This is a genomic window from Achromobacter sp. ACRQX, from assembly GCF_022346505.1.
Classification (GTDB): domain Bacteria; phylum Pseudomonadota; class Gammaproteobacteria; order Burkholderiales; family Burkholderiaceae_B; genus Achromobacter; species Achromobacter animicus.
This window is the reverse complement of record NZ_JAKRML010000047.1, coordinates 22,204-34,723: the sequence shown is the minus strand read 5'-3', so window position 1 is coordinate 34,723 and position 12,520 is coordinate 22,204. Positions and strand designations below refer to the sequence as shown.

11 protein-coding genes are annotated in these 12,520 nt (G+C 66.3%); 7 read left to right on the top strand and 4 right to left on the bottom strand.

Annotation, left to right across the window (positions count from 1 at the left end):
- Positions 1-363 precede the first annotated feature (363 nt).
- Both MHZ91_RS27345 and MHZ91_RS27340 read right to left on the bottom strand, forming a co-directional pair.
- Complete coding sequence (locus tag MHZ91_RS27345; protein WP_105238611.1) at positions 364-576, bottom strand: YbdD/YjiX family protein; 213 nt, start codon at positions 574-576, stop codon at positions 364-366.
- Between the two features lie 21 nt (positions 577-597).
- Positions 598-2,685, bottom strand: coding sequence for a carbon starvation CstA family protein (locus tag MHZ91_RS27340; RefSeq protein WP_175121859.1), 2,088 nt, complete (start codon positions 2,683-2,685; stop codon positions 598-600).
- A gap of 314 nt (positions 2,686-2,999) precedes the next feature.
- Between MHZ91_RS27340 and MHZ91_RS27335 the strand changes: the two genes are divergently transcribed.
- The 7 genes from MHZ91_RS27335 to MHZ91_RS27305 all read left to right on the top strand — a co-directional run bounded on the left by MHZ91_RS27335 (position 3,000) and on the right by MHZ91_RS27305 (position 10,500).
- Positions 3,000-4,424, top strand: coding sequence for a cache domain-containing protein (locus MHZ91_RS27335; protein WP_239216503.1), 1,425 nt, complete (start codon positions 3,000-3,002; stop codon positions 4,422-4,424).
- Positions 4,421-5,077, top strand: coding sequence for a response regulator transcription factor (locus MHZ91_RS27330; RefSeq protein WP_175121861.1), 657 nt, complete (start codon positions 4,421-4,423; stop codon positions 5,075-5,077). The genes MHZ91_RS27335 and MHZ91_RS27330 overlap by 4 nt, the downstream gene beginning before the upstream one ends.
- 153 nt (positions 5,078-5,230) lie before the next feature.
- Entirely contained in the window at positions 5,231-5,776 is a 546-nt protein-coding gene (folE, locus tag MHZ91_RS27325) for a GTP cyclohydrolase I FolE (RefSeq protein ID WP_056316955.1), read from the top strand.
- Between the two features lie 280 nt (positions 5,777-6,056).
- Positions 6,057-7,085 carry a taurine ABC transporter substrate-binding protein gene (tauA, locus tag MHZ91_RS27320; protein ID WP_175121862.1) on the top strand — a complete coding sequence of 343 codons (1,029 nt, stop codon included), beginning with the start codon at positions 6,057-6,059 and terminating at the stop codon, positions 7,083-7,085.
- A 106-nt stretch (positions 7,086-7,191) separates the two neighbouring features.
- The gene (locus MHZ91_RS27315; protein ID WP_175121863.1) at positions 7,192-8,025 is read left to right on the top strand and encodes a taurine ABC transporter ATP-binding protein; all 834 of its coding nucleotides are present in this window, start codon (positions 7,192-7,194) and stop codon (positions 8,023-8,025) included.
- Entirely contained in the window at positions 8,018-8,845 is an 828-nt protein-coding gene (locus MHZ91_RS27310; RefSeq protein WP_105238604.1) for an ABC transporter permease subunit, read from the top strand. Before MHZ91_RS27315 ends, MHZ91_RS27310 begins: the two co-directional genes overlap by 8 nt.
- 110 nt (positions 8,846-8,955) lie before the next feature.
- The gene (locus MHZ91_RS27305) at positions 8,956-10,500 is read left to right on the top strand and encodes a PLP-dependent aminotransferase family protein (RefSeq protein WP_239216502.1); all 1,545 of its coding nucleotides are present in this window, start codon (positions 8,956-8,958) and stop codon (positions 10,498-10,500) included.
- A 124-nt stretch (positions 10,501-10,624) separates the two neighbouring features.
- Here the strand turns inward: MHZ91_RS27305 and MHZ91_RS27300 are convergent, their stop codons facing one another.
- Together MHZ91_RS27300 and MHZ91_RS27295 are read right to left on the bottom strand one after the other, a co-directional pair.
- Positions 10,625-12,028 (bottom strand): FAD-binding oxidoreductase, encoded by a 1,404-nt coding sequence (locus MHZ91_RS27300; protein ID WP_239216501.1) that lies wholly within the window; start codon positions 12,026-12,028, stop codon positions 10,625-10,627.
- 20 nt (positions 12,029-12,048) lie between these two features.
- Positions 12,049-12,441 carry a nuclear transport factor 2 family protein gene (locus MHZ91_RS27295; protein WP_175121866.1) on the bottom strand — a complete coding sequence of 131 codons (393 nt, stop codon included), beginning with the start codon at positions 12,439-12,441 and terminating at the stop codon, positions 12,049-12,051.
- Positions 12,442-12,520 lie beyond the last annotated feature (79 nt).

The following is a 12,520-nucleotide window of genomic DNA, read 5'->3' as shown; positions in this document are numbered from 1 at the left end:
CCAACGCGTCCTGCACCACCTGACAAAGCGCGCAGAGACCATGGGCTACAGCTTGGTACCGTTGGCCACCCCAGAAAAAGCCAATGAAATATCAACAGCTTAGGAGGAGTTTCTTGAGAGGGAGCCGAAGGCGGACGAAGATGACGAGGGGGCAGTCCGGAGCGAAGGCTCCGGACCGCAATCGTGGGCGATCGCCTCCCCGGTGACCGCGGCGTCGGGCGACCTACGAAGATCTAATGCAGCCTACGAAGCTAATGCAGCCTACGAAGAACGTAACGCGAACAAAAACCGCACCTCTACGAACTGCCTAGCAACACCCACAAAAAAAGGCCCTGCATCAGCAAGGCCTTCCATCCAAAACACTCAGCAGCACCCAATCCGCTTCTTCCCCCCGTATCGCGCCTCCTGGCGCTCCCGGAAGAAATCCTCATAGCTCATTGGCTCCTGCTCAGGATGCGTCCGCCGCATATGCTCGACATACGTCTCGTAATCCGGCACGCCAACCATCAACCGGAGCGTCTGCCCCAGATACCGGCCGGCGGCGCCGGCCGCTGAAGTCATATTGCTGAACAGCATGCGGCTTCTCCTGGATGAAGGTCAGTCCGCGCCAGCCGCAGCGGCTGCGGGCAGCGATTCGTAAGGCGTTTCGCGGGACGTCGGCTTGTTCTCGTTGCGGGCGCGCTGCACCGACTTCAAGCCGAACACCACGATGCTCACCACGACAAAGATGAAGATCGCGCACAGCCCGGCGTTGATGTAGTCGTTCATCACCACCCGCGACATCTCGCCCAGCGACTTCGCCGGCGCCAGCACCTTGCCTTCGGCAATCGCGGCGTTGTACTTGTCGGCGTGGGCCAGGAAGCTCACGCGCGGGTCCGAATGGAACAGCTTCTGCAGACCGGCCGTCAGCGTGCAAGCCAGCAGCCAGAGCGTCGGCAGCACCGTCACCCACGCATAGCGGTCGCGCTTCATCTTGAACAGGACCACCGTGCCCAGCGTCAGCGCAATCGCAGCCAGCATCTGGTTCGCGATGCCGAACAGCGGCCACAGCGTGTTGATGCCGCCCAGCGGATCCACCACGCCCTGATACAGGAAGTAGCCCCACGCCGCCACGCACAGGCCCGTGGCGATCAGGTTGGCCGGCAGCGAATCCGTGCGCTTGAGCGACGGCGCGAACGTGCCCAGCAGATCCTGCAGCATGAAGCGGCCCGCGCGGGTGCCGGCGTCAACGGCCGTCAGGATGAACAGCGCTTCGAACAGGATGGCGAAGTGATACCAGAACGCCATCATGCCCGGACCGCCCAGCGCCTGATGCAGGATGTGGGCCATGCCCACCGCCAGCGTCGGAGCGCCGCCGGCCCGCGAGATGATCGTGCTTTCGCCTACGTCCTTGGCCGTCTGCACCAGATCGGCCGGCGTGATCACGAAGCCCCAGCTCGACACCACCTGGGCGACCTGCTCAGGCGACGTGCCGATCACGGCCGCCGGGCTGTTCATTGCGTAGTAGATGCCCGGCTCGATCACGCAAGCCGCGACCAGCGCCATGATGGCGACGAACGATTCCATCAGCATGCCGCCGTAACCGATGTAGCGGGCCTGGGTTTCGTTCTCGATCAGCTTGGGCGTCGTGCCCGAGGAGATCAGCGCGTGGAAGCCCGACACCGCGCCGCAGGCGATGGTGATGAAGAGGAACGGGAACAGGTTGCCCGACCACACCGGACCGGTGCCGTCGACGAACTGCGTCAGCGCGGGCATCTTCAGTTCCGGGGCGACGACCACGATGCCGATCGCCAGACCGACGATCGTGCCGATCTTCAGGAAGGTCGACAGGTAGTCACGCGGGGCCAGCAGCAGCCACACGGGCAGCACCGAGGCGATGAAGCCGTAGACGATCAGGATCCAGGTCAGGCCCTTGCCGTCGAAGTCGAACATCGGGCCGATGACCGGATGCGCGGCCACGTCCTGACCGAACGTGATGGCCGCCATCAGGCCGACGAAGCCGATGATGGAAACCTCGCCGATCTTGCCCGGACGGATGTAGCGCAGGTATACGCCCATGAAGAGCGCGATGGGAATGGTCGCGGCCACCGTGAAGGTGCCCCACGGCGAATGCGTCAGCGCCTTCACCACGATCAGCGCCAGCACGGCCAGGATGATGACCATGATCATGAACGCGCCAAACAGCGCGATCACGCCCGGAATCTTGCCCAGTTCCGACTTGACCAGGTCGCCCAGCGAGCGGCCGTCGCGGCGGGTCGAGATGAAGAGGATCGTGAAGTCCTGCACGGCGCCGGCGAACACGACGCCGGCCAGGATCCACAGCATGCCGGGTAGGTAGCCCATCTGCGCGGCCAGCACCGGTCCGACCAGGGGGCCCGCGCCGGCGATGGCGGCAAAGTGGTGGCCGAACAGCACGTGCTTGTTGGTGGGCACGTAGTCCAGGCCGTCGTTGTACTTCCAGGCCGGCGTCATGCGCGTCGGGTCAAGCTGGAAGACCTTGCGCGCGATGAAGCGGCTGTAGTAACGGTAGGCGATGAGATAGACGCAGACGGCGGCAATCACCACCCATAGTGCGTTGATGGTCTCCCCTCTGGCCAGCGCCACGGTGCCCAGCGCAAACGCGCCCAGTACCGCAACCGCCAGCCAGACCAGGTGCTGACCCAGTCCCTTACTGCTGGTGTGCATAAGTGCTCCTCTTGCCTCCCGCCATGCTCTTGGCGTGAAACGCTTTTTTCGTCCCGCGGAAGGCAGACTCATTGTTGTGGGGTGGCGGACGCACGCGTCCGCGCTGCGTCAGGTCGACGCGGGCGCCAGTATTGCGCTCTGGCCATCGCGCCAACAAGCGCGGAACTACGCAAGCGAGCTACGTGTTACTACGTCATGCGCCGCAGCAAATTTCCGTGGAAACCGTAAAATCTCCGAACTTTCCGCGTTCCCGCCTCGATACCCTTCCGGTTGATGCGTCGCAGCAAATTCGCTTCGGCCTGATACAAATCCTTATGAAGCTGCGTCTCAAAATCTTGCTGCTTGCGGCAGTCCCGCTGCTGGTGGCCGTCGCCGCCATCACGGTCGCCGTCTACGTGCAGGGATTGCAGTTGGCGCAGCGCGAAAAACAGGTGGTCGAAACCGCCTGGCTGGCCAGCAAGGAGGGCGAGCTGCGCCACTACGTGAACCTGGCGTACAGCGCCATCGCGCCGCTGCAGGCCGCAGGCGACGACGCGGCCACGCGCCAGCGTGCGCTGGACCTGCTGGCGCAGATGGAGTTCGGCCACGACGGTTACTTTTTCGTCTACGACCTGCAGGGCAAGAACCTGATGCATCCGCGCCAGCCCGAGCTGGTCGGGCAAGACCTTTGGAACCTGCGCGACACCAAGGGCCAGGCCGTCATCCAGAACCTGCTGACGGCCGCCCGGCGCGGCGGGCAGCAAGGCGACGTGGTGCATTACCTCTGGGAAAAACCGTCCACCAACCAGACCGTTGAAAAGCTCGGGTACGTGGTGGTGCTGGAACGCTGGGGCTGGATGCTGGGCACCGGCATCTACCTGGACGACGTGCAAGAGGCCCTGGTGCGCATCGACGCCGCGGCGCAGGCCAATATCCGCGACATGTTCGCGTGGGTGGCGGGCATTGCGGCTGTGTCCATCCTGGGCGTGGCCGCCTGTGGTCTGGCCCTCAATATCAGCGACCATCGCCAGTCCGACGCCAAGCTGCGGCTGATGGCGCGCCAGATCGTGCGGTCGCAGGAAGACGAGCGCGCCCGCCTGTCGCGGGAACTGCACGACGGCATCAGCCAGGTGCTGGTGTCGGTAAAACTGTCGCTGGAGGCCGCCCGCGAGCGGCTGCGCCAGTCGCACTCGGACGATTCGCGCGCGCTTGCGCACATCGATACGCCGCTGGGCGGCGCCCTGGACCGTCTGAACATGGCGGTGGGCGAGGTCCGCCGCATTTCGCACAACCTGCGTCCCACCCTGCTCGATGACCTGGGCCTGCCCGCCGCGCTGGAGCATCTGGGCCGGGAATTCGCCATCCGCCCCGAGGACGGCGCCCCGCCGCTGGCGGTGGACCTGCACACGGTCGGCCAGCCAGTGAAGCTGCCCGACGCCTACGCGACGGCGCTGTTCCGCGTGACGCAAGAGGCGCTGACCAACGTCATGCGCCATGCCGGCGCCACGCGCGCGGATCTGACGCTGGCGTATTCGGTGCGCGACTTGCGCCTGACCATCACCGACGACGGCTGCGGCTTTGACGACGCCGAGGTCCAGCAGGACCCGCATCGCGGCATCGGCCTGCGCAACATGCGAGAACGCATGAGCGCGCTGTCCGGCACCCTGACCTTTCATTCCACCGCGCAAGGCACGACCTTGCAGGCCTGGCTTCCCCTGCCGCCTTCCGGCGGCCCCCTTCCGACGCCTCCCCAAGCATGATCGACAAACCCGACGCCGTCCGCCTTCTGCTGATCGATGACCACCCCCTGGTGCGCGACGGCCTGCGCCTGCGCCTTGAAACCGTGCCGACGTTGCGGGTAGTAGGTGAAGCCAGCAACGCCGCGGCCGCGCAGGCTTTTCTGGCCGCCTGCATGGCTGAGGATCCGCAGGGCGGCACCCTGCCCCATCTGGCGCTGATGGACCTGAACATGCCCGGCGTCGGCGGCCTGGAGCTGACGGCGCTGCTGCACGAGCGCTATCCGCAGATCGCGGTGCTCGTGCTATCCATGCACGACAACCCCGAGTACATGGTGCAGGCGGTCAAGGCCGGCGCCCGCGGCTATCTGCTCAAGGACGAGCCCGCGCAGGAGATCATCACCGCCATCGACGCCGTCATGGCCGGCCGCAGCTATTTCAGCGCTGCAGCGGCCGTGCGGCTGTCGCAGGCCAGCGCCCTGGCCACGTTGCTGACGCACCGCGAGCGCGACGTGCTGCGCCACATCGCCGACGGCCATGCCAACAAGCAGATCGCGCAGACGCTGGGATTGTCGGTGCGTACCGTCGAGACGCACCGTCTGAACATCAAGCGCAAGCTGGGCATCGACGGACAGGCCGAACTCATCAAGTACGCGGTCGAAAACCGGGGCGTCTGAACGCGGGAAATACCCCCACACGCCACGGGTAAGCCCGCGGTCCGCCCGCCGCGCTGAGGTAGACTTGCGACACCTACGCATTACGCCCAGCGTTACGCCACGCATCACCCTTTGCATCACTGCGCGCCAGAGGGCGCGCCGCCAGGAGTCCCCATGTCATTGGAAAAGCACTACACCGCCATTCTCGAAGCACTAGGGGAAGATCCGTCCCGCGAAGGGCTGGCCGACACGCCGGCCCGCGCCGCCAAGGCCATGCGCCACCTGTGCCGCGGCTACGACCAGAACCTGGAAGAAATCGTCAACGGCGCGCTGTTCACGTCGGACACGCGCGAGATCGTCCTGGTCAAGAACATCGAGCTGTACTCGCTGTGCGAGCACCACATGCTGCCCTTCATCGGCAAGGCGCACGTGGCCTACCTGCCGGCCGGCAAGGTGCTGGGCCTGTCCAAGGTGGCCCGCATCGTCGAGATGTACGCGCGCCGCCTGCAGATTCAGGAAAACCTCAGCCGCCAGGTGGCTGAAGCCGTGCAAAGCGTCACCGGCGCGGCTGGGGTTGCGGTCGTGATCGAGGCGCAGCACATGTGCATGATGATGCGCGGCGTCGAAAAGCAGAATTCCTCCATGGTCACGTCGGTGATGCTGGGCGAATTCCACGAAAACCCGTCCACGCGTGCGGAGTTTCTCAGCCTGATCCGCTGATCGGTGTCTGACTCCCTAGGGGCACAGCCGTGATCTGACGGCGCTCTCTGCAGGGTGTCAGACACCTTGCCAGCCATCTCATCCATTTGGCGCATATCGCGGGCCCGCCCGCTGCGACGACGATGCCCGTTCGGGCATGGGCGGCGCAGCCGGCGGGCCCGGTTGCTTTTGGCACCTACTGATCCGGACATCTGGCCCTAGCGTTCTGGTCCCATCCGGGCAAACTGGCACCAGCAAGCCGGTCGCGCCGGGGCGCGGCCGTTCTCTCCCGGAGATCTCCATGAACGCGATATACCGCCTGATTCGCCGCTGCACCCTGGCCGGCCTGGCCGCCGCGCTACTGGCTGCGCCCGCCTACGCGCAGACCAAACTCGTGGTGGGCTACCAGCTCATCGTCGGGCCGTTCCTGTCCGCCATCGCGGACGGCAGTTTCGACAAGGCCCTGAAAGAGGCCGGCTACCAGGTGGACTGGCGCCAGTTCACCTCGGGCGGCGACATCTCGACCGCCCTGGCCTCGGGCAACGTGCCGGTCGGCGTGCTGGGATCGACCGGGATCACCTCGGCCGCCACACGCGGCGTGGACATGCAGCTCTTCTGGATCCTGGACAACATCGGCAAATCCGAAGCGCTGGTGGCGCGCAACGGCTCCGGCATCAACAGCACCGCAGACCTGAAAGGCAAGCGCATTGCCACGCCGTTTGTGTCGACGTCGCACTTTCACTTGCTGGTCGGGCTTGAGCAGGTGTGGAAGGTGCCGCCGCGCGACGTGCGCATCCTGAACATGCAGCCGCCGCAGATCGTGGCCGCCTGGCAGCGCGGCGACATCGACGCCGCCTACGTCTGGCCGCCCGCGCTGACCGAGATCGCCAAGACCGGCAAGATCATCGCCGACTCCGAACAGATCGGCGCGGCCAGCGTGCCGACCTTCGACGGCATCGTGGTGGACAAGGCCTGGGCGCAGAAGAACCCGAAGTTCATGGCCGCCTTCACGGGCGTGCTGGCCAAGTCTTATGCTGACTATCGCGCCAACAGCGCCAAGTGGACGGCGGATTCGCCGCAGGTCAAGGGCATCGTCAAGCTGATTGGCGGCAAGCCGGAGGACATCGTCGAGGCGCTGGGCCTCCTGGTCTTCCCGACCGTGGAAGAACAAGCCTCCAAGACCTGGCTGGGCGGCGGCAAGGACTCGGGCGCCGCGCGCGCCTTCGCGGCCAGCGCCAAGTTCCTGAAGGATCAGAAGCAGATTGACAAGGCACTGGACGACTACAGCCCGTTCGTGACGGATCAGTACGCGAAGGCGGCCGCGAAGTAATTCACGCGACCCGTCCGACCCGGCCCGGCGCCACCCCGGCGCCGGCCGCAGCGCGAAGACGAGGCCTGCCGCCGCAGGCCTCGCCACAACGATCAGGGGGAACAGCATGACCATGCAGTCCACATCCGCCGCGCAGCGCCTGTGCGCGGAAGGCGTCAGCGTCACCTATCCCGGCCTGCACGACAGCGGCCCCGTCATCGCGCTGCACGACGTCAACCTGACCATCCAGCCCGGCGAATTCGTCGTCGCGCTGGGAGCATCAGGCTGTGGGAAGACCACGTTGCTCAGCCTGCTGGCGGGCTTTCTGTCGCCGACCGAGGGCGAGATCACGCTGGGCGGAAACCCCATCGTCGGGCCGGGCGCCGACCGCGGCGTGGTGTTCCAGAAGCACGCCCTGCTGCCCTGGCTGAACGTGCTGGAAAACACCGAATTCGGCCTGAAGCTGCAAGGCGTGGACAAGGAGACCCGCCGTGCGCGCGCCCGCCGCAATCTTGAACTGGTGGGCCTGCAGGATTTTCACCGGCACATGATCTACCAGCTGTCGGGCGGCATGCAGCAGCGCGTGGGCATCGCGCGCGCGCTGACCTGCGACCCCGCCATGCTGCTGATGGACGAGCCCATGGCCGCGCTGGACGCGCTGACCCGGGAAACCATCCAGGAGCTGCTGCTGGATATCTGGCGGCAGACCAACAAGATGTTTTTCTTCATCACCCACAGCGTGGAAGAAGCGCTCTTCCTGGGATCGCGGCTGATCGTCATGTCGCCGCGCCCGGGCCGGATCACGCACACGTTCGAGCCGGCCTTCAACCGGCGCTACCTGGAGACCCGCGATGGCCGTGGCATCAAATCCAGTCCCGACTTCATCGCCATGCGAGAAGAAGTCCTCGGCATCATCTACGGGGACGAGCGCGCCGCCTCCCCGCACGCCCTCCATGCCTAAGCGCCGCATCGGCCACACGCCGGCGGCGCCGGGCAAGGTGTACGGGGCGCCGGGCGCGGGCTACAGCGGGCACATCAGTCTGCTGACCAGCCTGGCGCTGATCGCGCTGTGGTTCCTGGTGACCAGCGCCGGCTGGGTGCGGCCGCTGTTCCTGCCGTCGCCCATCGCGGTGTACGACAAGTTCGTCTTTGCGATGACCGAAGGGGTGGCCAATTCCACGCTGACCGAGCACGCGCTCGCCAGCCTGGGCCGCGTGTTCGGCGCGTTCTTCCTGGCGTGCGTCACGGCCATTCCGGTCGGCATCCTGATGGGCGTGAACCGCTACGCGCGCGGCGTCTTCGATCCGCCGATCGAGTTCTACCGCCCGCTGCCGCCGCTCGCTTATCTGCCGCTCATCATCATCTGGTTCGGCATCGGCGAATTCCCCAAGATCCTGCTGATCTACCTGGCCATCTTCGCGCCCATGGCAATCGCCGCGCGCGCGGGCGTACGGTCGGTGTCGATCGAACAGATCCACGCCGCCTACGCCATGGGCGGGACCAGCCGCCAGATCGTCTGGCACGTGATCCTGAAGGCGGCCATGCCGGAAATCTTCACGGGCATGCGCATCGGTATCGGGGTCGGCTGGACGACGCTGGTCGCCGCCGAGATGGTGGCGGCCGACCGGGGCCTGGGCTTCATGGTGCTGAACGCCGCGCAGTTCCTGGCCAGCGACACGGTCATCATGGGCATCATCGTGATCGGGCTGTTCGCGTTCGCCTTCGACTTGCTGGTGCGTTACCTGGAACGCTTCGCCATTCCGTGGAAGGGACGAATCTGACAGGGCAATCCCGCATTCCTTCCCCCATCCGGCTCCTTTATTCTGAGACTCGGACACCCCGGGCGCGGCAGCGCGGCGCCCGTGAGGTCCGCAGTCAAAAGGAGCCAGCCATGTCCAGCCAGGCCTCGATGCTCAAGCCTGTGTTGTGGGAACGCCTGTTCGAAAAGGCCAGCGCGCCCAACCTCAGCCTGCAGGGGCGCGTGCGCCAGATGCTGGTGTCGGCCATCCTGAGCGGCCACCTGCCGCCCGGCATGCCGGTGCCGTCCAGCCGCTACCTCGCCGACCAGTTGCGCATCGCGCGCAATACCGTGGTGTTTGCGTACCAGCAACTCGTGTGCGAAGGGTATCTCGTGTCGCGCGAACGCAGCGGCCACTTCGTCAGCGATACCGTCATGGAAGGCCACTCGGGTCCCGCGACGGACGCTTCACCGGCGGACGCGCCCGAAACCGGTGGCGTGCGCTGGGAAGAGCGTCTGCGCTTTCGCCCCTCGCGGCAACGCAACATCACCAAGCCCCGCGACTGGCAGAAACAGCCCTATCCCTTCGTCTACGGCCAGTTCGACCAAGACCTGTTCCCTACCGCCGAATGGCGCGAATGCTGCATCAAGGCGCTGTCGGTGCTGGACATCCGCAGCTGGGCGCCGGACCTCATCACGCACGACGACCCCGCGCTCATCGAACAGATCCGCACGCAGGTGCTGCCGCGCCGCGGCGTGTGGGCCGACGCCGAGGAAATCGTCATCACGGTCGGCGCGCAGCACGCGCTTTATCTGCTGGCCGATCTGCTGGTGAACGAAGACACCGTGGTCGGCATGGAAGACCCGGGCTATCCGGACGCGCGCAATATCTTCGCCAGCCACACGCGCCATCTGCTGCCGCTGCCCGTGGACGAACAGGGGCTGCGCACGGGGACGCAACTGCTCGGATGCGATTACCTGTTCGTCACGCCGGGCCATCAGTGTCCGACTACCGTCACGCTGTCGATGGAGCGGCGCGCCTCCCTGCTGGCAATGGCGCGGCAGGCCGACAGCCTCATCATCGAGGACGACTTCGAAAGTGAAAGCCGCTGGGGCGAAGGCGCGATCCCCGCGCTGAAAAGCCTGGACCGGGACGGCCGCGTGATCTACGTGGGCAGCCTGGCCAAGTCCTTCGCGCCGGGCCTGCGCATCGGCTACATCGTCGCGCCGCGCGAGCTGGCCGCCGAGCTGCGCGCGCTGCGCCGCCTGATGCTGCGCCACCCGTCCGCGTACATCCAGCGCGCGTTCTCGCTGTTCATCTCGCTGGGGCATCACCATTCGCTGCTGCGCCGCCAGTCGCAGGCTTACCAGAAGCGCGGCGCCGAACTGGCGCAGGCGTTGGCGCGGCACCTGCCGGACTTCACGACCATTCCCATCACCGGTTCGTCATCGTGCTGGCTGCAGGGGCCGCCGTGGCTCAATGCGGCGGCGCTGTCCGAAGCCGCGCTGGCCGAAGGCGTCGTGGTCGAACCGGGGGATGTGTTCTTCATGGACGGCGCCAATGCGCCGCGGAACTTCCTGCGCGTGGGGTTTACGTCGATCCGGCCGGAGCATATCGAACCGGGCATCGCGCGGCTGGCAAAGGTGGTGGACGCGCAGCGGCGGGTGGCGCAGGATCTCGTGCTTGACGGTGTCTGACACCCGAATCAGTCCTACGTTCTGATGGGGTGTCTGACACCTGAATCCGTCCTACGTTTTGACGGGGTGTCTGACACCTCAATCAGTCCTACAAGTCTTGAAGGTGCCAGAGGCCCGCGTACTGCTACAGCAACTCGTCCCGCAGGTAATACCAGCGATACAACAACCCCTGCCCGATGCGGCGGAACGGGGCGAACAGGTGTCCCGGTAGCGGCGTGTCGTAGATCGGCAGGTTCCACGCGATCCCATCCTTGCCCATCATCCGTTGCGCCAGCCGCCTGCCGGCATGCGCCGAAAACGCCACCCCGTTGCCGCCATAACCGAAGGCGTAATACACCTGCTGCGCCGGGTCCGGTTGCGTGACGCGCGGCATCATGTCGTGGCTGACGTCTACCCAGCCCCACCACGAATACGCCACGTCCACACCGCGCAGCGCCGGGAACTTGCGGGCGAGGCCCTCGCGCAGCAGCGCAAGGTGGCGCGGGTTTTCAGCGTCTGCACCGCGTAGCGCGCTGCGGCTGCCGATTTGCATGCGGCCATCGGGCAGCAGGCGGTAGTAGAAGCGCAGCGTGCGCGTGTCGGTGATGAACACCGTGCTTTTCAACCCCGCCGCCTCGCGCTCCTCGGCCGACAGCACGCGCGTGACCATGGAATTGGACAGCACCGGCATGATGCGGTTGTCCAGCAGCCGGTTGACGCCCTGCGCGGTGTAGCCGCCGGTGGCGAAGGCCACGCGCCGGGCACGCACCGTGCCGCCGGGGGTTTGCAGCCGGTACATGCCGTTTTCCACGCGCCAGCCCAGCACGGGGCTGGACGGATGGACGCGCACGCCCAGCGCCCGCGCCTGCCGCAGATAGCCGTAAGCGAGCTTGAGCGGATGTACGCCGACGCCATCGGGCTCGTGCATGGCGCCCACCGCCTCGCGATCATCCACATACCGTTCGTGCAATTCGGCGCGGCTGAGCATCTTCGTGTCGTAGCCGAAGACGTCGCGCATCACGCGCGCTTCGTTCTGCAGGAAGGCCATCTTCTTCTGACGATGCGCCGTGTACAGATGGCCGCCGGGCTGCGCGTCGCAGTCCACCTGCGCGACCAGGCTCTTCCAATACTCGAAGCCTTCGCGGATCTCCGCGTCCAGGCGTTTGGCCGTGTCCAGCCCCCAGCGTTCGATCCACTGCGAGCGATACAGGCGCCCCGACGCATTCTGCCCCTGGCCGCCATTGCGGCTGGTGCACCCCCACACCGCGCGGTTGGCCTCCAGCACGACGGCCTTCACGCCAAAATCGCGTGCCAGCGCCAGCGCCGCCGACAAGCCCGTGAAGCCGGAGCCGACAATCACCACGTCAGCGTCGATGTCGCCGCGGATCGGCCCGTCGTCCTCGGGCGGTGCGCCGGCCGTCGCGACCCAGTAGGTGGGCGCGTAGTCCTGGCCCTGCCCGGGCGGCGACACAAGCGGATCGTAGGCCGGGTTGTAGGCGTTGATGGCGGCGCCGGACGCGGGCGCCGGGCGGGAGATACCGGCCGACATTTGCGTATCCATGATGGCGGCTAGGCGCGTGCCGGCAAGGCGGGACGCTGCTTGCGGAACGCGTTCTTCACCTGGATCTTGCCGTCCTTGAAGGTGAACACGTCGACCATGTCGGCCTCCACCCGCGAGCCGTCCGCCGCCGTGCCGCGGAACGTGGACTCGGAGACGCCGCGATCGCCGGCCACCCAGTGCCGGCCGTTCTCCCATTGCGCGTCCGGGAAGTTCTTCCAGGCCGCGGCAAAGGCCGCGCGCACCGCTTCCGGGCCGGCATGGCGGCTGCCGTACTGTTCGGGGCCGCCGACGGTCTCGAACACGCAGTCTTCGCTCATGAATGACATCAGGGCGTCGATATCGTGCCGGTTCCAGGCGGCCGCAAACTCGGCCAGCATTTCCACGGTGACGGTCTGTTGCATTGCCTACCCTCCTTCGCTGGCGCGGCGCAAGATGCGTCCACGCTGAACCCTCAAGGTACGTGCGCGGCATGCGCGCGGG

Bases quoted from the DNA above. Each gene is read 5' to 3' on its own strand.
- MHZ91_RS27295 (WP_175121866.1), bottom strand. From the start codon at position 12,441: ATGCAACAGACCGTCACCGTGGAAATGCTGGCCGAGTTTGCGGCCGCC.
- MHZ91_RS27330 (WP_175121861.1), top strand. From the start codon at position 4,421: ATGATCGACAAACCCGACGCCGTCCGCCTTCTGCTGATCGATGACCAC.
- MHZ91_RS27345 (WP_105238611.1), bottom strand. From the start codon at position 576: ATGCTGTTCAGCAATATGACTTCAGCGGCCGGCGCCGCCGGCCGGTAT.
- MHZ91_RS27310 (WP_105238604.1), top strand. From the start codon at position 8,018: ATGCCTAAGCGCCGCATCGGCCACACGCCGGCGGCGCCGGGCAAGGTG.
- folE (WP_056316955.1), top strand. From the start codon at position 5,231: ATGTCATTGGAAAAGCACTACACCGCCATTCTCGAAGCACTAGGGGAA.
- tauA (WP_175121862.1), top strand. From the start codon at position 6,057: ATGAACGCGATATACCGCCTGATTCGCCGCTGCACCCTGGCCGGCCTG.
- MHZ91_RS27335 (WP_239216503.1), top strand. From the start codon at position 3,000: ATGAAGCTGCGTCTCAAAATCTTGCTGCTTGCGGCAGTCCCGCTGCTG.
- MHZ91_RS27315 (WP_175121863.1), top strand. From the start codon at position 7,192: ATGACCATGCAGTCCACATCCGCCGCGCAGCGCCTGTGCGCGGAAGGC.
- MHZ91_RS27300 (WP_239216501.1), bottom strand. From the start codon at position 12,028: ATGTCGGCCGGTATCTCCCGCCCGGCGCCCGCGTCCGGCGCCGCCATC.
- MHZ91_RS27340 (WP_175121859.1), bottom strand. From the start codon at position 2,685: ATGCACACCAGCAGTAAGGGACTGGGTCAGCACCTGGTCTGGCTGGCG.
- MHZ91_RS27305 (WP_239216502.1), top strand. From the start codon at position 8,956: ATGTCCAGCCAGGCCTCGATGCTCAAGCCTGTGTTGTGGGAACGCCTG.